The organism is Pararobbsia silviterrae (assembly GCF_003628125.1).
GTDB classification, from domain to species: Bacteria; Pseudomonadota; Gammaproteobacteria; order Burkholderiales; family Burkholderiaceae; genus Pararobbsia; species Pararobbsia silviterrae.
This window is the reverse complement of record NZ_RBZU01000015.1, coordinates 115,460-135,433: the sequence shown is the minus strand read 5'-3', so window position 1 is coordinate 135,433 and position 19,974 is coordinate 115,460. Positions and strand designations below refer to the sequence as shown.

At 64.0% G+C, this 19,974-nt stretch carries 21 protein-coding genes; 13 read left to right on the top strand and 8 right to left on the bottom strand.

The annotated features are described in order from the left end of the window. The first annotated feature begins 112 nt into the window (after positions 1–112). The 4 genes from D7S86_RS25165 (at position 113) to D7S86_RS25150 (ending at position 5,700) form a co-directional block, all read left to right on the top strand. Positions 113–334 (top strand): hypothetical protein, encoded by a 222-nt coding sequence (locus D7S86_RS25165; protein ID WP_121090610.1) that lies wholly within the window; start codon positions 113–115, stop codon positions 332–334. Between the two features lie 219 nt (positions 335–553). Next, the gene (gene sbcD, locus D7S86_RS25160) at positions 554–1,774 is read left to right on the top strand and encodes an exonuclease subunit SbcD (protein ID WP_121090608.1); all 1,221 of its coding nucleotides are present in this window, start codon (positions 554–556) and stop codon (positions 1,772–1,774) included. Beyond that, on the top strand, positions 1,771–5,391 hold the full coding sequence (locus tag D7S86_RS25155) for an AAA family ATPase (RefSeq protein ID WP_121090606.1): 3,621 nt from the start codon (positions 1,771–1,773) through the stop codon (positions 5,389–5,391). Before sbcD ends, D7S86_RS25155 begins: the two co-directional genes overlap by 4 nt. A gap of 114 nt (positions 5,392–5,505) precedes the next feature. After that, positions 5,506–5,700, top strand: a complete 195-nt coding sequence (locus D7S86_RS25150; protein ID WP_121090604.1) for a YqaE/Pmp3 family membrane protein — start codon at positions 5,506–5,508, stop codon at positions 5,698–5,700. A gap of 9 nt (positions 5,701–5,709) precedes the next feature. On the opposite strand, the gene surE is transcribed toward D7S86_RS25150, so the two are convergent. Both surE and D7S86_RS25140 read right to left on the bottom strand, forming a co-directional pair. Then, entirely contained in the window at positions 5,710–6,498 is a 789-nt protein-coding gene (gene surE / locus D7S86_RS25145; protein ID WP_121090602.1) for a 5'/3'-nucleotidase SurE, read from the bottom strand. A 184-nt stretch (positions 6,499–6,682) separates the two neighbouring features. Further along, positions 6,683–7,591 carry a ketopantoate reductase family protein gene (locus D7S86_RS25140; RefSeq protein WP_121090600.1) on the bottom strand — a complete coding sequence of 303 codons (909 nt, stop codon included), beginning with the start codon at positions 7,589–7,591 and terminating at the stop codon, positions 6,683–6,685. Positions 7,592–7,940: 349 nt separating this feature from the next. Here D7S86_RS25140 and D7S86_RS25135 point away from each other — a divergent pair, with 349 nt between their 5' ends. From D7S86_RS25135 to D7S86_RS25125, 3 genes are all read left to right on the top strand, one after another. Next, complete coding sequence (locus tag D7S86_RS25135; RefSeq protein ID WP_121090598.1) at positions 7,941–8,672, top strand: glutamine amidotransferase; 732 nt, start codon at positions 7,941–7,943, stop codon at positions 8,670–8,672. Between the two features lie 161 nt (positions 8,673–8,833). Continuing rightward, positions 8,834–9,547, top strand: a complete 714-nt coding sequence (locus D7S86_RS25130; RefSeq protein ID WP_121090596.1) for an SDR family oxidoreductase — start codon at positions 8,834–8,836, stop codon at positions 9,545–9,547. Positions 9,548–9,915: 368 nt separating this feature from the next. Further along, a complete protein-coding gene (locus D7S86_RS25125) occupies positions 9,916–10,407 on the top strand; it encodes a hypothetical protein (protein WP_121090594.1) in 492 nt (163 codons plus the stop codon). On the opposite strand, the gene D7S86_RS25120 is transcribed toward D7S86_RS25125, so the two are convergent. Together D7S86_RS25120 and D7S86_RS25115 are read right to left on the bottom strand one after the other, a co-directional pair. Then, positions 10,365–11,075 carry a hypothetical protein gene (locus D7S86_RS25120; protein ID WP_147432469.1) on the bottom strand — a complete coding sequence of 237 codons (711 nt, stop codon included), beginning with the start codon at positions 11,073–11,075 and terminating at the stop codon, positions 10,365–10,367. The two genes, D7S86_RS25125 and D7S86_RS25120, sit on opposite strands and share 43 nt — an antisense overlap. Then, on the bottom strand, positions 11,042–11,467 hold the full coding sequence (locus D7S86_RS25115; protein ID WP_121090590.1) for a hypothetical protein: 426 nt from the start codon (positions 11,465–11,467) through the stop codon (positions 11,042–11,044). Before D7S86_RS25115 ends, D7S86_RS25120 begins: the two co-directional genes overlap by 34 nt. 334 nt (positions 11,468–11,801) lie before the next feature. Between D7S86_RS25115 and D7S86_RS25110 the strand changes: the two genes are divergently transcribed. Then, complete coding sequence (locus D7S86_RS25110) at positions 11,802–12,188, top strand: VOC family protein (protein WP_121090588.1); 387 nt, start codon at positions 11,802–11,804, stop codon at positions 12,186–12,188. Between the two features lie 97 nt (positions 12,189–12,285). Here the strand turns inward: D7S86_RS25110 and D7S86_RS30350 are convergent, their stop codons facing one another. Continuing rightward, positions 12,286–13,011: a HigA family addiction module antitoxin gene (locus tag D7S86_RS30350; RefSeq protein ID WP_240648402.1), complete on the bottom strand. Its 726-nt coding sequence runs from the start codon at positions 13,009–13,011 to the stop codon at positions 12,286–12,288. A gap of 179 nt (positions 13,012–13,190) precedes the next feature. Between D7S86_RS30350 and infA the strand changes: the two genes are divergently transcribed. Both infA and D7S86_RS25090 read left to right on the top strand, forming a co-directional pair. Then, positions 13,191–13,457 (top strand): translation initiation factor IF-1, encoded by a 267-nt coding sequence (infA, locus tag D7S86_RS25095; protein WP_121090584.1) that lies wholly within the window; start codon positions 13,191–13,193, stop codon positions 13,455–13,457. A 147-nt stretch (positions 13,458–13,604) separates the two neighbouring features. Beyond that, positions 13,605–13,808 (top strand): cold-shock protein, encoded by a 204-nt coding sequence (locus tag D7S86_RS25090; RefSeq protein WP_121090582.1) that lies wholly within the window; start codon positions 13,605–13,607, stop codon positions 13,806–13,808. A gap of 279 nt (positions 13,809–14,087) precedes the next feature. Here the strand turns inward: D7S86_RS25090 and D7S86_RS25085 are convergent, their stop codons facing one another. Next, positions 14,088–15,389 (bottom strand): citrate synthase family protein, encoded by a 1,302-nt coding sequence (locus D7S86_RS25085; RefSeq protein ID WP_121090690.1) that lies wholly within the window; start codon positions 15,387–15,389, stop codon positions 14,088–14,090. A 103-nt stretch (positions 15,390–15,492) separates the two neighbouring features. Between D7S86_RS25085 and D7S86_RS25080 the strand changes: the two genes are divergently transcribed. After that, positions 15,493–16,947: a CoA transferase gene (locus D7S86_RS25080; protein ID WP_121090580.1), complete on the top strand. Its 1,455-nt coding sequence runs from the start codon at positions 15,493–15,495 to the stop codon at positions 16,945–16,947. A 24-nt stretch (positions 16,948–16,971) separates the two neighbouring features. Here the strand turns inward: D7S86_RS25080 and D7S86_RS25075 are convergent, their stop codons facing one another. Beyond that, positions 16,972–17,877, bottom strand: coding sequence for an aldo/keto reductase family oxidoreductase (locus tag D7S86_RS25075; RefSeq protein WP_121090578.1), 906 nt, complete (start codon positions 17,875–17,877; stop codon positions 16,972–16,974). Positions 17,878–18,035: 158 nt separating this feature from the next. Here D7S86_RS25075 and D7S86_RS25070 point away from each other — a divergent pair, with 158 nt between their 5' ends. Together D7S86_RS25070 and D7S86_RS25065 are read left to right on the top strand one after the other, a co-directional pair. After that, positions 18,036–18,635 (top strand): TetR/AcrR family transcriptional regulator, encoded by a 600-nt coding sequence (locus tag D7S86_RS25070; RefSeq protein ID WP_240648401.1) that lies wholly within the window; start codon positions 18,036–18,038, stop codon positions 18,633–18,635. 100 nt (positions 18,636–18,735) lie between these two features. Further along, positions 18,736–19,431 (top strand): P-loop NTPase family protein, encoded by a 696-nt coding sequence (locus tag D7S86_RS25065; protein WP_121090574.1) that lies wholly within the window; start codon positions 18,736–18,738, stop codon positions 19,429–19,431. Between the two features lie 8 nt (positions 19,432–19,439). Here D7S86_RS25065 and D7S86_RS25060 read toward each other — a convergent pair whose 3' ends face one another. Continuing rightward, entirely contained in the window at positions 19,440–19,967 is a 528-nt protein-coding gene (locus D7S86_RS25060) for an NADPH-dependent FMN reductase (protein WP_121090572.1), read from the bottom strand. Between the last annotated feature and the right edge of the window lie 7 nt (positions 19,968–19,974).

The window sequence follows — 19,974 nt, the reverse complement described above, 5'->3', positions numbered from 1 at the left end:
AAATGCCGCGGCTCCGATATTTTCCATGCCGATGAACTCGCCGTCGCGGCCCGAATCGAAGCGTCGAACAGGCGGCCATTGCGGTGGCCTGTTGTTGCCTTCAGGAGGCGCGATGTCAACCGTTACCTACATCAAGGGCCTGTTCAAAGCACAGGCCGACGTACGGGTGCTCGACCACGGTCTCTATCAAGGGTGGGTCCAGTTGAGCCGTGACGACGGCGAAGATCCCGACGATACCGTCTACGAGGTCGAGGGCACCTCGGCGTCGGAGAACGAGGCGTTCGAGGAAGCGAAGGCGCTCGCGCACCGGATTCTCGGCGAGATCGAGCTTTAGCCGTCCGCGCGCTGTTTTTCATGTCGTGTCGCCGTATTCGATGCCGGCTTCGAGCTGTCGGCAGGCGGGGCCGCGCGCGCGAAAATCGTGAAGGCTTCATCGAGCGCACCGGAAATGAGACACTGACGCGCCGGACATCGGTGCATCGCTTGCGCGCCGCATTCGCCGCTTCATGTTTTCCGCTTTATTTCTGCTTCGTTTTCGCTTGAGTCTCGATCGATGCGCATCCTGCACACCTCCGACTGGCATTTCGGTCAGTACTTCATGGGCAAGTCCCGCCAGCCCGAGCACGAGTCGCTGATCGCATGGCTGGTCGAGCAAGTCGGCGCGCACGATATCGACGCGGTGCTGATCGCGGGCGATATCTTCGATACGGGCGCGCCGCCGAGCTATGCGCGCGAGCTCTATAACCGGCTCATCGTTGCGCTGCGCGATGCGCACGTGAGCCTCACGATCCTCGCCGGAAATCACGACTCTGTCGCGACGATGCATGAATCGCGGGCGCTGCTCGAGCGTCTGAATACCGTCGTGGTGCCGGCCGTCGAGGACGATCCCGCGCGCGAAGTCCATCTGCTCGCCGATCGTGACGGCAATCCCGGCGCGATCCTCTGCGCGATTCCGTTTATTCGGCCGCGCGACGTCTTGCTCAGCGTCGCGGGGCAATCCGCGCAAGACAAGCAGGTCTCGCTGCAGGAAGCGATTCGTGCCCACTACGAGGCCGTTTTCGCGTCGGCGGTGCGCAAGCGCGAATCGCTCGGCGTGCACGTGCCGATCGTCGCGACCGGGCATCTGACCACGGTCGGCGCGAGCGCGAGCGAATCGGTGCGCGAGATCTACGTCGGCTCGCTCGAAGCGTTTCCCACGACCGCGTTTCCGCCGGCCGACTACATCGCGCTCGGCCATATTCATCGTCCTCAGCGCGTCGGCGGCCTTGACCATATCCGCTATAGCGGTTCGCCGATTCCGCTCGGCTTCGACGAGGCCCGCCAGCAAAAGGAAATGCTGATCGTCGAACTCGCGGACGGCGCGTTGCGCGCGGTGACGCCACTCGCGGTGCCGTGTTTCCAGCCGCTCGCGTCGATTCGCGGCTCCTTGAAACAGCTCGCGGAACAGCTTCCGTCGGTGGCTGCACAAGCGGGCGAGGGTCGTTCGGCCTGGCTCGAAGTCGTGGTCGCCGAAGACGATTACCTGAGCGATCTGCAGGCGCGAATCGATGCGCTGACCGACGGCTTGCCGATCGAAGTGCTGCGCATCCGGCGCGATCGTGGCGCGAGTGTCGCGGCGCTGCGCGGCGATGCGAAAGAAACGCTCGACGAACTTTCGCCCGACGACGTGTTTGCGCGGCGGCTCGACACCGAGACGCTCGACGATGCCGTGCGCGCGCAATTGACCGCGCTTTACCGCGAAATCGTCGCTGAGGCGGGGGCGCCGCGCGCATGAAAATCCTCACATTGCGTTTGCGGAACCTGAACTCGCTCAGAGGCGAGTGGAAGATCGACTTCACGCGCGAACCGTTCCGGGGTAATGGCCTGTTTGCGATCACTGGACCCACGGGCGCGGGCAAGACGACGCTGCTCGATGCGATCTGCCTCGCGCTCTATCACCGCACGCCGCGCATGGAAACGGTGTCGGCGGGCGGCAACGAGCTGATGACGCGGCACGCGTTCGAGTGTCTGGCCGAGGTCGAATTCGAGGTCAAGGGCCGTGGTTATCGCGCGTTCTGGAGCCAGCGTCGCGCGCGCGACAAGGCCGACGGCAATCTGCAGGCGCCGAAGGTCGAGCTTGCGTATCTCGACGGCACGATCGTCACCGACAAGATCCAGGAAAAGCTGCGTTCGATCGAGTCGATCACGGGGCTCGATTTCGGCCGGTTCACGAAATCGATGATGCTCGCGCAAGGCGGCTTTGCCGCGTTTCTCGATGCGAAGGCCAATGAACGCGCCGAGTTGCTCGAAGAGCTGACCGGTACGGATATCTACGGCCAGATTTCCACGCGCGTGTTCGAGCGCGCAAGAGAAGAGAAGTCGGCGCTCGATGCATTGCAGGCGCGCGTCGAAGGCGTCGTCCTGCTCGACGACACGCAACGCGCCGCGCTGATGAACGAGGCGGGCGAGCTCGGCAAGGCCGAGGCGCAGCAGACCGCGAGGCTTCAGACCGTACAGGCGCTGATTCAGTGGCGCGACGATCTCGCGAAAGCCGACCTCGAACATCGGCAGGCCGCCGATGCCGAACAACGCGCACGTACGGCGCTTGCCGAGGCGCGGCCCGATCTCGACCGACTCGCGGCGAGCGAGCCCGCCGAGCAGTTGCGCGCCGTGCATGCGGCGTGGCAGAGCGCGTCGCGTGCGCATACGTCGGCCGTCGATGCACTTGCACAGGCTCGGCGCGAGCGGCGCGAAGCCATCGATACCGTGGCCGCCACGCTCTGGCGCGCGGCCGAGTTGCGCGGACAGATCGCGACGCAGGCCGAACGCGACGTGAGCGACGCGCGGCGCGATATCGCATCGATCGACGCGAGTCTCGCGGCACATCCGGCGCGCGCGAAACTCGGGGAGGCGCTCGCCGATTGGCGCGCGCAACTCGATCTGCGCCGCCAGCGGATCGCGGAGGCCGAGGCCGGCGATGCGCGCGCGCGCGCACAGGGCGCGCAGATCGTCACGCTCGACGAGAAGCTCAAGCAGACGCAGTCGGCGCTGGCCGATGCGTCGAAGGCACGCGATGCCGCGCACCACGCCGAGGCCGAGCAGCAAAGCGCGTTGAATGCGGTGCTTGCGGGCCGCGACGAGGCGTCGCTGCGCGAGCAATGGCAAGCGCTTCAGACGCGGCGCGGTGTGTTGCAGCAAGTGTTACAGATCGAGACGAAACAAGAAGAAATCCGTCGCACGCTCGCCGAAGTCGATACGCTGCTCGCGAGACGTGAACGCGAATTGGCGGACAAGACGCACGCGCATCAGCAGGCCGACGTGCAATGGCGCGGCATCGCGGAACAGATACGCGACAAGGAAAAGCTCATCGAGCAGGAGCGCCGGATTCACGAGCTTTCGGCGTACCGCGCATGGCTTCGGCCCGGTGAGCCGTGCGAGCTCTGCGGCTCGACCGAGCATCCGGCGATCACCGAATACGACGCGCTCGATCTGTCGAAAACGCAGCGCGAACTCGATGAACGGCGGGGCAAGCTTGCCGAGATCGAGGCGCGGGTGCGCGCGCTCGTGCAGGCGATTGCCGCGTTGAAAGGCGAAATCGAAGCGACCGGACAGCGTCGCGCATCGCTTGCCAAAGAGGATGCCGACCATACGACGAGCGCGGCCGCGCTTCGCGAGACATCGGGTATCGAACTCGCGGACCGCGCGAGTCTGATCGCGGCGATTGACGTCAATGCGCGCGCGGTGGACGACATCGCGGCCACGCTCAAGCAGATCGAGACGCTGCGCAATGCGGTGGAAGTCGCGGCGCGCACGCGCGTTGCCGCGGAGAAGGCCGATGGCGATGCGCGCCACGCGGTTCAGTTGATCGAGCAAGCGCGCTCGGGCGCTGTCGACCAGCACACGTTGACGATGTCGAATCTGGCCGCGATCCGAACTGAACTCGATGCACGCACCCATGCGCTCAACGCATCGGTCGGCGTGGCGGGGTATGCCGAGCGCGACGACTGGAGCGATTCCCGTGCATGGCTCGCGGAGCGCGAGGCTGAATGGAGCGCGTGGCAGCAACGCGTCGAGCGGCGCCAGTCGATCGTGCGTCAAGCGGACGTGCTCGCGCAACGCCTCGACGATGCGCGGCAGAGCGCGCAGAAATGGCGCGCGCGCTGGGACGCGTTCGTCTCCGAGCGAGACACCGAACGCGTGCGGCGCGAATCCGCGAGTGCGCGGCGCGAGATCGCCGTCGACGAACACGGTCAGGGATCGTTGTGGCTCGACGACGCGCGGGACACGCCGGCTGTCAATGAAGATGCCGTATCGGTGCGCGAAACGACGCTGGATTCGCACGCTCTGGGCGATGAGGCGCGTGCCGATGCGATCCCACGTGTTTTCAATGCGATCGAGCCTGTCGACGATCCGCGTGCCGCATTCGGCGAAGCCGAAGTGGCGCTCGATCGCGCACAGGGTCGAGCCAGCGAGTGCGCGGGCACCGTGCAAAGCCTGGCGGCGCGTGTCGAGGCGCTTGCGCGCGAGCACGAATCGGCGCGTCGGCAATGGGACGGCGCGTTGACCGCGAGTCCGTTTGCCGACGAAGCGGCGTTCGCGCAGGCGTTGATCGAGCCGGATGCGCGCGATCGTCTCCAGCAATTGCGCAAACGTGTCGACGAGGCGGTCTCCAACACCCAGGCCGTCCGGCAGGCAGCGATCCGGCGTCTCGACGCATTGCGCGCCGAGGCGAAGACCGAGGCTGCGCTCGATGCGCTGTCGGGCGAACGCGACACATTGACGGCCGCGATACGTCATCTGACGGAGCGCCAGGGCGAGATCAAGGCCCAACTGCAGGCCGACGACCAACAGCGCGAGGCGAGAAAGACCTTGTTCGAGCAGCTTGCCGCGCGGCGCGTGTCGGTCGATGGCTGGCAGCGGCTCAATAGCCTGATCGGATCGTCCGATGGCGCGAAATACCGGAAGTTTGCACAGGGCCTCACACTCGATCACTTGATTCATCTCGCGAATCGCCAGCTCGTGCGGTTGCATGGACGGTATGCGTTGAATCGCAAGCTCGGCGGCGAACTCGAGCTCGAAGTCGTCGATACCTGGCAGGGCGATATCGCGCGCGATACGCGAACGTTGTCGGGCGGCGAGAGTTTTCTCGTGAGTCTTGCACTCGCGCTCGCGCTATCGGATCTTGTGAGTCACAAGACGTCGATCGATTCGCTGTTTCTCGATGAAGGTTTCGGTACACTCGACGGCGAAACGCTCGACATCGCGCTCGATGCGCTCGATGCACTGAACGCGAGCGGCAAGATGATCGGCGTGATCAGTCATGTCGAAGCCCTCAAGGAACGGATCCCCGTGCAGATCAAGGTGCGCAAGCGCGCGGGCGTGGGATTCTCCGATATCGAGGTCAGCGGTTGACGCGGCGCGAATGAGACGGATGGTCTGTATCCGTCACACATACCTTTTGATGGCTCATCCGACCGAGGACGCCGCGACACGATCGAGGCGGCCCTCGCGACACCAAGGACCCTTATGCGACTTTTGCTTGCTCTGATTGTGCCCTGGCTGCAGTTCTTCACGATCGGCCGGCCGATTTCCGGACTCATCTGCCTCGTGCTCCAACTGACCGTGATCGGCTGGATTCCGGCGGCCATCTGGTCCGTCTATGCGCTGAGCCAGTACACGACCGACAAGAAGATCGAGCGCGCGTTCGAGCGGCGCGATTGACGAGGCGCTTTAGTCGCCGCGCTTGAGGGCGCTGCGCAGCGCGTCGAAGGTGTCGCCGGCCGTGCGGTCGAAGTGCAGCGGCGTGACGGAGATGCGTCCCGAGGCCACGACGGCGGTCTCGCTATCGGGCGCGTTCTCGCGCCGTTCACGTTCGAACTGGAGCCAGTGATACGGAATGCCGCGCGGGTCGACCTCGCGCAGCACGTTGACGCCTTTGATCAGGCCCGTGCCTTGCCGGGTCGGCGTCAACGGGCCTGCGTCGGCCGCGTCGATATCGGGGAAATTGACGTTCAGGCACGTCGGCGCATCGTGCGCGATCGCGAGCAAGGTCCGGATGACATCGGGCGCAAGCGCGCGGGCCGTGTCCCAGCGCACGCGATCGGGGTCGCGATACGTCTGGCTCAATGCAATCGACGGGAGGCCGAGCAGCAGCCCCGTCATCGCGGCGCCCACGGTCCCCGAAAACATCGTCTCGACACCGAGGTTGCCGCCGCGATTGATCCCCGAGAGGATCAGCGTCGGCGGGGCGTCGAGCATCAGGTGACGCACGCCCATCACGACGCAATCGCCGGGCGTGCCGGCCACGCCGAAGCGACGTTCGCCCTGCTGACTTACGCGCAGCGGCGAATGCAGACTGATCGAATGCGAGGTGCCGCTCTGATCGTGTTCGGGCGCGACGACCCAGACTTCGTCCGCGATGTCCGCGGCGACGGCTTCGAGCGCCGCGAGACCCGGCGCGTCGATGCCGTCGTCGTTGGTCAACAGCACACGCGAAACGATACGGTCACGAGCGGACATTCGAAGGACTCCTGGTAGGGGTAAGCGGCGATTATTGCAGAAGTAAGCGGGCGCACACTGCCGACACGATGAAAGCGGATGGCCGTGTGCGCTTCGAAGCCGGGCCGTGCAACGTGGTCACGATCACGGCGTAGGCGCAGTGAGCGGCAACCGGTTCAACCGTGAACGGCAGCCGCTGCATCGCTTAACGACGCGCATCCCGTTCGTGCTTGCGTTCGATCGCCTTGACGATCGTATGGAGCAGACGGTTTGCCGTGACCGGCACGCCGAGCGCATCGCCGCGACGCACGACGAGGCCGTTCAAATGGTCGATCTCCGAATGCTTGCCGCGCGCGAGATCCTGCGCCGTCGAAGAATACTGAGAGGGCATCGTTTCGGCGATGCCGCGCACGGCCGCGTTGACGTCGCCTGGAATGACCACCCCGTCGGCCTGCGCGACGGCCAGACATTCGGCGACGACATCGTTCATCGACGCCGCGACGCCGGGCAGATGCGCGAGCTGGCCATAGGGCATTTGCGTGATCGCCGACAGCGCGTTATACGCGCAGTTGAGCACGAGTTTCGCCCAGAGCTCGCCGCGTACGTTCGTCGAGATCGTGGTCGGCACGTGCGCGGCCGTGAGCATCTGCGCGACGGCTTCGCTTTTTTCCGAGGGCTCGATCACGAGTTCGCCGCGGCCATGATGCCGGACGTGACCGGGGCCCGCCATTTCGGTTGCGACATAGACCACGGCGGCCGCGACAGGTTGCCTGAGGATCGTGCGCAGGCGCTCGGCATTCTCGACGCCGTTCTGCAACGTGAGCACGAGGGTGGTGTCGGACAGGTGGGGTTCGAGTTCGCACGCGGCCGCTTCGGTATCGGTCGATTTCACGCAGAACAGCACGAGTTCCGCACCGTGCGCCGCGCTCGCGTGCGTGCTGGCCGCGACGCCGATGCGCTCGTCGAACGTCTGCGTCTGGAGCCGCAGTCCTTCGTTCGAGATGGCCATCACGTGTTCGAGCCGGCCGATCAGTACGACCTCGTGTCCCGCGCGCGCCAGCATGCCTCCGTAGTAGCACCCGACCGCGCCGGCGCCCATGACCGCTATTTTCATGGTGATTCCTTTTGTTGTTCGGTGTATTCGACGGCGGTGCATCGGATTCGAAGCGGACCGTGTCCGTCTGCGCGATACGCCGCCGTCGGCTTCGCATGAGGTCCGCACGAAACCGGTTTATGCAAAACGCGAAGCCGTCCCGAATCTATCGTACGCGACCCAAGCGGGTTTTCGCAGAACACTGAGATCGGGTCCGGGTTTGGACCGCATGGTGTCTCACGTCGCGTCGCGATGTGTGACATCCCGTAAAAAACGAATGTCCGGCAAATTTGGCGGAATCGTCGATTCGAATATATTTGCTCGCTTATCGGTCCTACACTGGATCGAACCTCTTTCTATTTCCACGATCATGCGCAGAGCCCTGGCCATTACTCATGTTGCGTTCGAGGATCTCGGTTCGCTCGAACCCGCGTTACTCGAAGCGGGATTCGATATCGAGTCGATCGATGCGTGTACCGCCGATTTGCGTGCGATCGATCCCGAGGAAGCGGATCTGCTCGTCGTGCTCGGCGGTCCGATCGGCGTCTACGAGCGCGAAACCTATCCGTTTATCGGACCAGAAATCGAATTGATCCGTGAACGTCTTGCCGCGCGTCTGCCGACGCTCGGCATCTGTCTCGGGGCACAACTGCTCGCCGCCGCGCTCGATGCGAAGGTGTATCCGGGGACGGCGGGCAAGGAAATCGGCTGGGCGCCCGTGCAAGCGGTGCCGGGCGTCGTCGCGCCGCCGTGGTTCGATTCGGTGCTCGAACCCGGCTTGCGCGTGCTGCATTGGCATGGCGATACGTTCGATCTTCCCGATGGGGCCACGTTGCTCGCTTCGACCGCTCAATATCGGAATCAGGCTTTTGCGGTCGGGGATTACGCGCTCGGGTTGCAATTTCATCCCGAGGTCACCGCGCAGCGCCTCGAACGCTGGCTTGTCGGTCATGCAAGCGAACTCGCGCAGGCGCGGACCGATATTCATGCGCTGCGCTCGCAGAGCCATGCGTTTGCGCCCGTGCTCGAAACCGCCGCCCAACTGCTATGGCAGCAATGGCTGACCGCCGCGTTCGACGGCGAGGTGCAGTCCACGCGCTAGCCGGCTCGGGTATCGCTCGGCGCGGTTTCAAAGATGTGAGTGAGTACTTGCAGCCGGTGAAATGACTGCTACATCGCGTTCGCACGCCGTGATCGAATTTCGCGTACTTTTCTGCATCGGTACGCAATCGGGCGCACCGCTTTGAACGAGGTCAGTCGAATATGGCTCAGTTTTCCGGCAAGAAAGTGCTCGTCGTCGGCGGAAGTTCGGGGATTGGTGAAGCGACGGCGAAGGCATTCGCCACGCAAGGCGCGAACGTGACCATTGCGTCGCGCAGTGCCGCGAAGCTCAAGGATGCGGCTGCGCGCATCGGCGCGAACACGCAGACCGTGGTGCTCGATACCGTCGATGCGGGCGCGATCGACGCGTTTTTCGCAAGCGCGGGCGCGTTCGACCATATCGTGATTTCGGCCGCGCAGACGTCGACCGGACCGATCCGGCAATTGACGCTCGACGAAGCGCATGCGTCGATGGAGAGCAAATTCTGGGGCGCGTACCGGATCGCGCGCGCCGCGCGATTCAACGAGGGCGCGTCGCTGACGTTCGTGTCGGGCTTCCTGAGCATACGGCCGAGCAAGACATCGGTGCTGCAAGGCGCGATCAACGCGGCCGTCGAGGCGCTCGCGCGCGGCCTGGCGCTCGAGCTTGCGCCCGTACGCGTCAACACCGTCTCGCCGGGACTGATCGCGACGCCGCTCTGGGAAAAGCTCAACGACGATGCGCGCAAGGCGATGTACGAGAGCGCCGCGGCGCGCTTGCCCGCTCAGCGTGTCGGTGAACCCGAGGATGTCGCGAACGCGGTGGTCTATCTCGCATCGACGCCGTTCGCGACGGGTTCCACCGTGCTGATCGACGGCGGCGGCGCGATTATCTAGCGGTCGCTGATACGAAAGGTCGAGCCGTGATGTTGAGTCGGTGTCCCGGAGTCGGGACCCTGATTCGCGGCCCGTCGCGGCGCATGCCGACCCGCATTGAAAGTCGCCCCGCAAGACCGAGGTATTCAAGCGCGGTGAACCTCATCCGAAGCAATGGCACGGATATTGGAGGGATGTGAATACGGCGGTATCGGGTGAAATTGCGAGTGCGGCATGGGGTTTTGAGGCGAAATGAACGAACGAACCCCATGCATCGCGACGAAAACACCGTTCGGGTCGGATTCAAGGAATGGAATTTCGAATTCCTTGTTTGTAGTTTTAATTTAGGGCGACTAGATTAGCCATATCCGTTGTGGAGGGCATTTGCCATGCCGACACCCGTCTCGCCCCAGTCGATATCGTTGCTCGCGCGCGTCCAGCGCTGGCTCGGCCTGGATGATGACGGGGCGTCCGAATGCCCATGCGCGGTGGCGGCCCGTATCGAACGCGCGGGCGCCGAAGCGCGCGCCAAACAGCTCGCCGCCAAAGAGGCCGCGAAGATGCGCAAGGCATCGAGCGCGCCGGCCGCTGCCTTGTCGGGTATGCGGGCGGGCGACGGCTCCGATGCATCGGCCGGGATCGATCGCGTCGTCGGATCGCCTGCCGCATCGGCCTTGGAAACCACGACCGTTTGTACATTCCGCGCCGCTGGCGCGGCGCCCGGCACACGAAGCCGCTCGAGTCGTGAGGTACGTCCCGCCGATGCGCAGCTCGATCGCGCGGTGACCTACGCGATGAGCGGCTTTTTCCATTCCGGCTTTCTCGCCGACACCTTCGTTTATTTGCCTGAAGTCTGGCTCGGCGGCGACGGCGAGCATTGACTCGACGGCGCGCGCGTTCGCGTGCCGCGCGCATCCCATTGCGCGCAGAGGCGTATCGACCTTGGATCGATGAGCGTGCGCACGCGTGCGGCGATGACGTCGCCGAGCTGCGCGAGCGTCGACATCGTGCTGCCGAAAGGCAACGACCACGCTTGCTTCGACGAAGCCACATGCATGCGCTCGCCATCCCTAAGCAGGATCAACGGCGGTGCGCACGCGCCCGCGAGCGCTTCGCCGAGGTCGTGAACCACCATGAAGTCGCGCAGCCGCGCGTCTTCGTCGTCGATCTGCGCGTCGGTCATCGCGTCGCGCTGCGCGTGCCAGCGCTCGAACGCGCGCGTACGGAGTCCGACGAGCGACGCCGCCCTTGCATCGTCGCGGTCGAGGGGGATCGGACACGTATCGTCTTCGATCAGGTACGGCCATGCGCGGCGCAGGAATTCGAGCATATCGATCCAGCACCAGGTCATCGTGTCGGTTGCGCCGTATGCGGCGTGTGCGCCGGATCGACCCCAGATATCGACGGAGCCGATCGAGATCGACAGATCGCCCCAAGTCCTGCCGACCGGACCTTGCGTCCCGTAGCCGCTGCGCCATCGGAGCGCGCCATGCAGACCGTCGGGCGCGCCGAACGTCAGCGTCGGGTTTTCCACGTTGTGTTTAGCCACGCGTTCAGCCTTGCGGTTTCTCCAAGGGATTCGGCTCGATATTCGAGTTCGCGAAGGATCGGTCTCGGCGGGGGCATCATGGGCGGACCATGCGGAAACCCGTGCCAAGTCGCGCCGCCGTCGTCCGAGCAGGCCGCGTAGATCGCGCCGTCGAAATAGGCCCACAGGCGATAGGGCGTATCGGGCAGCGTGCGCCTGAATTCAGGGATCGCATGCTGAAGCAGCATCTCGGCGTGCGCTTCGCAGAATGTGTGCGGACACTTCGCGATCCAATAGTTGCCCTTTTGAAGCACCATCCTCGGCGACATCGATGTGCCGCGATGCTTGCGGCGATGTTCGCCCTTGCGATATCGAAGCGTCGTATTGGGCCGGGGCCAGCGTGAATGGGTCATACTCGTTGCGCCTCGCGAAAGGGGTTCCGTTGCACTGGGATGGAACACATCGTGGCATGTCGCCGCGCGACACCGGCGGGTCATCGAGGCTCGATCGGCGAGCTTGTTTTGCTACGAGAGGATCGGAAGATTCCGCGCGGGATTGGCCGCGTGCCGACGGCGTGTGCGTGGCGCGCGCGAGGGTCGTCGCCCGGGTCCGATTCGGCGGGCGAATCGGACGATGTCGTGCATTCGGCGTCACGCGGATACGTGTATCGACGCGCAGAGACGGGCGAGTGCGATTCAGGCGGGTTTCAAGCGGGATTCAAGCGGATTTCAGGCTCAAGGAGCGGGCATGATCGATCACACGGGTGTTGTCGTCAGCGATTTCGAACGCAGCAAGGCTTTCTATTCGGCGGCATTGGGCGCGATCGGCTATGCGTTGATTGCCGAATATCCGGCGGCGGTGACGGGCGATACCGATGTCGCGGGATATGGCGAGGACGGCAAGGCCGATTTCTGGGTGGCGCGCGGCACGCCGAATGATCCGCCCGTGCATATCGCGTTTCGCGTCGACACGCGCGCGCGGGTCGACGCGTTCTATCGCGCGGCGATCGATGCGGGCGGCCGTGACAATGGCGGGCCAGGTGTGCGCGAGCACTATCATCCGCATTACTACGGCGCGTTCGTGCGCGATCCCGATGGCCACAATATCGAAGCGGTGTGTCACGCGGCGGTTTAGGTCTCGCGACGGCTTAGAGGCGTTTGCGAGCCGATCCGTCGGCGAAGCGCGTCTTGCTCGGCGTGATGGGCGAAGCGCGAAGAATGCCGACGCATCCTCAGAACAAACTGGATTGTTGTTCGGTCACCATGCGAACGCCGTTGAGTTCGTTGAGGCGGAGGCGGGCTTTCGCGAGGTCGTGAAGCAATTGGCGCTGGAGCCAGGTTTCGGCGCCGCCGCCGAATGCTTTATCGAGCCGCAACGCCATTTCCGGCGAAATGGATGCCTTTCCGCCAAGCAAATTGGTCAGCGCTTGCCGGCTGACGCCGAGCGCCGCCGCAGCCTCGGTGACGGACAGGTTGAAGCGTTCTAGACAGTGCTGCCGAACGATCACGCCAGGATGAATGAACTCGGAATTCGCCATGGACGAGACAATATCGGGCAAATTCGGATGCGTCAATTGACAAGCGACGCTTGTCGAATAGGCGATCGACACGTTTTGACGCGTTGATTTAGGGTGGAATTCACGCGGCGGATTGCGCGAAATTGGCGTCGCGTACGCGAGGGCTTTGCAATAATTCCGCAGCCGCAGCCGCAGCCGCAGCCGCAGCCGCAGCCGCAGCCGCAGCCGCAGCCGCAGCCGTACCTGCATCCACATCTGTCGATGCATGCCGCGCGATTCGGAAAAAATTGCGGGGTCATCGAAATCGGCGATTTCGACCGAATCGATCGGCTTATGCGCTTGAGGCGGGCGATCCGGTCGTCCGAAACAGCAGGCGATGCAGATCGTCGATGGCAAAAAGGCTCGGAAGAGCCCATACTTCGCCTCGGTGGATACGTCCACTACCCGCCGTGATCCGCAGTTTCGGCTCTCCAAGCCACTCTACCTCCACGTCGTTGCGCTAGATAAGCCAGTCGCCGACTGGTCATTCGCCCGCCCAAAGCGTCCTCTAGGGGCACCTCGTATTGCACGAACGCATACGCTGGCGCCCTGGACTCCCGCCCTTCAAATTGGAGCCCTGCATGGCGAAAGAAGAACTCATTGAACTCGATGGCGTTGTTGACGAAGTCCTGCCCGATAGCCGTTATCGGGTCACGCTCGACAACGGCGCGATCATCTCCGCCTATGCGTCCGGCAGAATGCGCAAGAACCATATTCGAATTCTCGCGGGAGACCGCGTGACCCTCGAATTGTCCGTCTACGATCTCACGAAAGGGCGTATCAACTTTCGTCACAAGGACGAACGCGCCACAAGCATGCCGCGTCCCGCGCCGATGCGCAGACGCTGACGAGACCTTGCGCTGCCGCTTGCGCGCGCTATGCTTCGAGTGCGTGACGCGGCCGTTCGACTTGGCATCGTTCCGAAATCAGCGCGCGACGCGTCGAGCGCAGCGTACGACCCCATCCGACGCACCCCCGTATTGAGGATCAAGATCATGGCTACCGGCACTGTGAAGTGGTTCAACGACGAAAAGGGCTTCGGATTCATCACGCCTGACGGCGGGGGCGAAGACCTGTTCGCTCACTTTTCGGAAATCAAGAGCGAAGGCTTCAAATCGCTCAAGGAGAACCAGAAGGTCAGCTTCGAAGTCAAGCAAGGACCGAAGGGCAAGCAAGCCGCCAATATTCAGGTGATTTGACGCCGCGGCTTAGCGCGCGAGCCGATCGACAGATCGCGCTCGCGCACGTTTTGAGCGCGCGAATGAATATGTGTCGAACATACACACATATATTTCGAACTAAAGCGCTTGCGCTTTTCCGCCGCGTCTTGATACTGCTCCGCACTTCCGCACTTCCGCACTTCCGCACTTCCGCACTTCCGCACTTCCGCACTTCCGCACTTCCGCACTTCCGCACTTCCGCACTTCCGTATCGCCGACGACCCCTGACGACCGCTGACCACGGCCCCTTGCTTCGCGCTATCGCGCCTTGAAAAACGTCGCAAACAGATCGTGGCCGGGTGACGTAAGCGGGGCGGTTATGCTTCGCCCCGAGCGCTTGCGCGACCCTGACTCGTGCAACGCCGTGTCCTCGTCGAGTCCGACGGGGCGAATACCCGTATAGACGGCACGCGGTCGGATCAGATCGGGATGCGTACGTTGTTCGAGTCCATGTGCAATCCAGCCGATCGATCGCCCGAGCGCGAACAAACCGAATGCCGCGCCGATCGGCAGCCGCAAGTGTCTGCGCACGGCCACGAGCGCGAGATCCACGGTCGGCTTCTGACCGACGAGCGCGCTTCCCGTATCGATCATGGCCTTCCATTGGGGATGACGCGGCAATACGCGCGATAACAGAAACGCCGCCCGCACATCGCCGTCGGGATAGAGCGCATGTCCAAAGCCCGGCAAATCTTCGCCGCGCGCGAGACGATCGCGCATTTTGCGTTCGATATGCGTGTTGCCGAGTTCGTCCCAAAGCGCCTCGCCGCGTGCCGTGGTCGCGCCGTGACGGCCGCCCGACAGACCCGCGAGTCCGCCGATGACGACCGCGCGCAGGCTGGCATCCGTCGATGCGATGCATCGCCCCGTGAAGCTCGATGCGTTCAATTCATGATCGGCGCAGAGGATCAGCGTCATGCGGATCAGCTCGGCGCCTTGCGGACCCACGCCCCACGCGCGCGCGCATTGCTCATGGATCGGTGTCGTATCGGGCCGCGTGCGCAACAGACATGCGGCCAGAATGCGGACGAGATCGCCGCATCCCTGCGCCTGACGTTCGGCCGCGCGCTGCCAGATCGCCGTGGACGCGTCGTCGCTCGCGACCGCGAACAGCGGCAGCAACGCCTGTTCGGCGCGTTGATCGGCGTAGTGCTTGAAGAGCGGCCGCAATACTGCGGGGATCGTGGGCGCGCGATGGCCGAATGCCTGGTTCGCATCGCATTGCCATAGCAGCGCGGCGACGTCTTCAAAGCTTGCGTGACGAGCGAGTTCGAGCGCATCGATGCCGCGATAACAGAGCCGCCCGGCTTCGATCAACGTGATGCTCGATTCGAGCACCGGCGAGCCCCAGTTCAGCGCGGCTTTCGCGACTTCCTTCGGCTTCCGGCCGCGTGCGCGTTGCCCCGCGAGCCGATCGACATCGGCGGCGAGATAGCGGCTTTCGCGTTGCTGTTCGCCGGGCTCCGCGCGAAGCAAACCGCGGCTGACATACGCGTAAAGCGTCTGGCGCGATACGCCGAGGCGCGCCGCCGCTTCGATCGAGTTCAGGTAGTTCGACATGGCATGGAGGTCGTTTCGTTCGATACGTTGATCAGGATAATCAACATTGACAATCAATACGAGCAAGACGATCTTTGCCTGACCCAATCCAGTCGAGGTCAGCATGCGCAGCGATTCGATCATCTCCAACGAGGACACGGCCGAACGGCGTCCGGTATCGCGTCATCTGCATACGTTCTGGGAAGCCGCAGGCGGTCATGCGCCGCTGCTCGACGCCGTTCGGGTGCACGGCATCGGCGAACGCGTCTCCCCGTTTCGCGTGACGGACTTCGCCACCGCCGCAGTGGGCGCGGCCGGCGCCGCCGTCGCCGAATTGCTGCTCGCGGCGACGGGTGAATTGCCGCCGGTTCGCGTCGATCAGCGTTTGACGTCGCTCTGGTTCGGCGTGTCGCTGCGTCCGCAAGGATGGAAGCTGCCGCCGATCTGGGACGTCGTGGCGGGCAACTATCGCGCGCGCGATCGCTGGATCCGGCTTCACACGAACGCGCCGCATCATCGCGAGGCTGCATTGGCCGTGCTCGGTTGCGCGGCGGACGCGGAGTCGGTCGCGCAAGCCGTCAGCCGATGGGATGCGGGCGCGCTCGAAACGGCGATCGTCGAACGGGGCGGCTGCGCGGCGATGATGTATTCGAGGAAGGAATGGGCCGAACATCCGCAAGGCCGCTCGGTCGCGACCGAGCCCCTGCTGCATCTTCGCGATGCGACGTACGCGACCCAGGGCGCGACGGGCATCGCCGCGCATGCATGGCGTCCGGCCAAGGATCGGCCTCTGCGCGGCATTCGCGTGCTCGATCTGACGCGCATTCTCGCGGGACCTGTCGCGACGCGATTTCTCGCGGGTCTGGGCGCCGAGGTGCTGCGGATCGATCCCTATGGCTGGGAAGAGCCGAACACGGTGCCCGACGTCGTGCTCGGCAAACGGTGCGCGCGGCTCAATCTCAAGGAGCGCGCCGATCTCGACACGCTGAAACGCTTGCTTCGCGAAGCGGATATCGTGGTCCACGGATATCGAGCCGACGCGCTCGCGCATCTCGGCTTCGATGCGGAACAGCGGCGTATGCTGAATCCGTCGCTGATCGACGTGTCGCTCGATGCGTATGGCTGGACCGGGCCGTGGCGCGAGCGGCGCGGCTTCGATAGCCTCATTCAAATGAGCACGGGCATCGCCGAAGCGGGCATGTCCGTGATGGGCAGCGACGAACCGGTGAGCTTGCCCGTTCAGGCCATCGATCATGCGACGGGCTACCTGATGGCGACGGCCGCCGTGCGCGGATTGACGACGCGCTTGAAGCACGGTGTCGGCATCGAGGCGCGTGCATCGCTCGCGCGCACGGCGGCCGAATTGCAGCTGCGTTCGGAACCGATGAGCGAGGTGGTCGCGCTCGCCATGGACGGCCCGACGGATCGCGCCTTGCATGTCGAGTCGACGTCGTGGGGACCGGCCGTCAGACTGTTGCCGCCGCTCGAGATCGAAGGCGCGCCGCTTGCGTGGTCGTATCCGGCGCGTGCCCTGGGTTCGTATGAACCGCAGTGGCTCGCGTCGAATACGGATCTCTGAGCGTGTATCCGGCTCGACTCGGGTTCAATGACGTTCGTGCGATGCGCCGCTGCCCTGCGCGTTCGCGGCGGCGATCGTATCGAGCGCCGCAAGCGCATCGTCCGGCAAGCGCAGATCCACGCTTGCGATGTTCTGTTCGAGATGCGCGACCGATGAGGTGCCCGGGATCAGCAGCATGTTCGGCGCGCGCTGCAACAGCCATGCAAGGGCGACCTGCATCGGCGTCGCGTCGCATTGCTCGGCGGTTCGGCTCAACGCGTCGGCTTGCAGCGGCGTGAAACCGCCGAGCGGAAAGAACGGGACATAGGCGACGCCGTCGCCGGCCAGTTGATCGATCAGCGCCTCGTCGTGTCGATGCGCGAGGTTGTAGAGGTTCTGCACGCAGACGATGTCCGTGATCGTGCGTCCCTGTGCGATCTGCCGCGCGGTCACGTTGCTCAGACCGATATGGCGGATCAGACCCTTCGCCTGGAGTTCGGCGAGCGCCGTCAAGGGCGCTTCGATATCGCCTTCGCCCGGTCCGCTCACATTGAACATCGCGCGGTAATTGACGACGTCGAGCACATCGCGGCCCAGATTGCGCAGATTGTCGTGGACGGCCGATTCAAGCTCGGCCGCCGACGACGCGACATTCCACGATGCATCGTCGCCGCGCTTTGCCCCGACCTTCGTGACGATCGTCAGCGTATCGGGATACGGGGCGAGCGCTTCGCGAATAATTTGATTTGTCACATGAGGGCCATAAAAGTCGCTCGTGTCGATATGCGTGATGCCGCGCTCGACGGCGGCGCGCAATACGGCCACCGCGGCCGCGCGATCCTTCGGCGGACCGAAGACGTGAGGTCCCGCGAGCTGCATCGCGCCGTATCCCATGCGCGTGACGCTCCGTGTGCCCAGTTTGAAAGTCGCCGCATGCGTTGCGTCGGTCATTGCCGTTCCTTTTCCTGTGTCCTGTGTCATGTGGGCCGCGATGGCATCTGAGTAGAATACGAATAATTATTCAGATTGGAAATTCGCATATGCGCGCGAGTCACCCGGGCGGGTTGGATGCCCGCAAACAGCCCAGGCAGGCGCGTTCCGTCGCCACCGTGGACGCCATTTTCGACGCGACTATTCAGGTTTTGCTGGGCGAAGGCCTCGAGCGCCTGACGACGATACGCGTGGCGGAGCGCGCGGGCGTGTCCGTCGGAACGCTTTATCAATACTTTCCGCAAAAACAGGCGTTGTTGTTCGCCGTGCTGCAGCGGCACCTCGAACGGATCGTCGGCGATCTCGAACGGGCCGCCGCATCGGTGCACGGCGCGTCGTTGGAGACGATGGTGCAGACGGTCGTCGCGGCATTCGTCAGCGCGAAAACGGATAGTCTCGACGAATCGCGCGCGCTGTATGCCGTGTCCTACCAACTCGATTCGAGTGCCTATGTGCGCGAAGTCGAGGCCCGTAATCACGCCGCGCTCGAAGCGATGCTCAAGACGGCGTCGGATGCGCGATTCGACGACATCGGCACGACGGCCTTCATGTTCATGGGCGCGATGGTCGGCCCCCTGCGTTTGCTGCTTCAGTCGAAGTCGCCGCGATCGATGGTGCACGGACTCTCGCGTCAGCTCGAATCGCTTTGCCTTGGGTATCTCGAACGCGAAGCGCGTCCGAAGGCGGCACAGAAACGCCGAGCGGCCGTGGCGATCTGATACGAAGAAAAAGATGCACGCGGGCGTTTTGCCCGGCTAACCTATATGCACACCGCGCGTGGGCGCGATGACACAGTCCGCACAAAGGGGATTCGACGCGATGAGCATCGTGCATTTGATCGGAGGGGAAAAGGGTGGTGTCGGCAAGTCGCTCGTGGCCCGCGTGCTGGCGCAGTACTTCATCGACCGCAACCTGCCGTTCGTCGGCTTTGACACCGACCGCTCGCATGGCGCGCTCCTGCGTTATTACGGCGAATTCGCCGCGCCCGCCGTGCTCGATGGCCACGATAGCCTCGATCCCGTACTCGAAGCCGCCATCGAACAGCCGGATCGCCGCATCCTCGTCGATCTCGCGGCACAGACGCAGCAGTCGGTCTCGAAGTGGTTCGACGACGCCGACGTGCTCGGTGTCGCGCATGAAAGCGGCGTGACGTTCACCTGGTGGCACGTGATGGATGCGGGCCGCGATTCCGTCGATCTGCTGCGGCAGTGGCTCGATCAGTTCGGCGAGACGATGCGTTTGATCATCGTGCTCAATGAAATTCGCGGCGAGCGTTTCGAGTTACTCGAAGCGTCGGGCGAGCGTCAGCGTGCGGAGGCGCTGGGCGCGGCGTTCGTTTCGTTACGCCACCTTCCCGATACGACGATGCAGAAGATCGACCAGAACAGTTTGAGCTTCTGGGCGGCCGCGCATCATCCGGATCGCGCGAGCGTCGGTCTCGGCATGCTCGAACGTCAACGCGTCAAGGTCTGGCTCAGTCGAGCCTATGAGCAGATCGACAAGGTTGCGCCCTAAGTTGTGCACTAAGCATCCGCAACGACCGACGCGAAATCGCGTAGAAATGTGTCGATCTGAGCCGCATAGGGCGGCGTGCGGAGCAAGGCCGCGATGTCTTCGGGCGTTTTGCCGATCAACGGGATTCGCAGGAACAGGTCCTGCGAAAACCGGCTGCTGACCGTCGACAGGATCCGCCTGAGCGAGGCGAGCATCTCGTCGCCGCGATGGGACGCGTGCGCGAGAACGACGGGTTTTCCGATGATTTCGAATCGTGAGACCAGCCAGTCGATCGCGTTCTTGAGACCGCCGGGCACGGCATGCACATACTCGGGGCTCGCGACGATGAGCCCGTCGGCACGCGATACGTGGTCGAGGAACGCGCTCACCTCGGCCGGCGTGTCGTGTTCGAGGTCGGGCGAGAAGACCGGCAAACGATCGAGCCGGTGCAGCACGACGATCTCGATGCCGTCGGGCGCGAGCGCCTTCATCGCTTCGAGCAGGGCCGTGTTGGTCGAACGTTGCCGGGCGCTGCCGGAAATAGCCAAGAGACGCATCGCGACG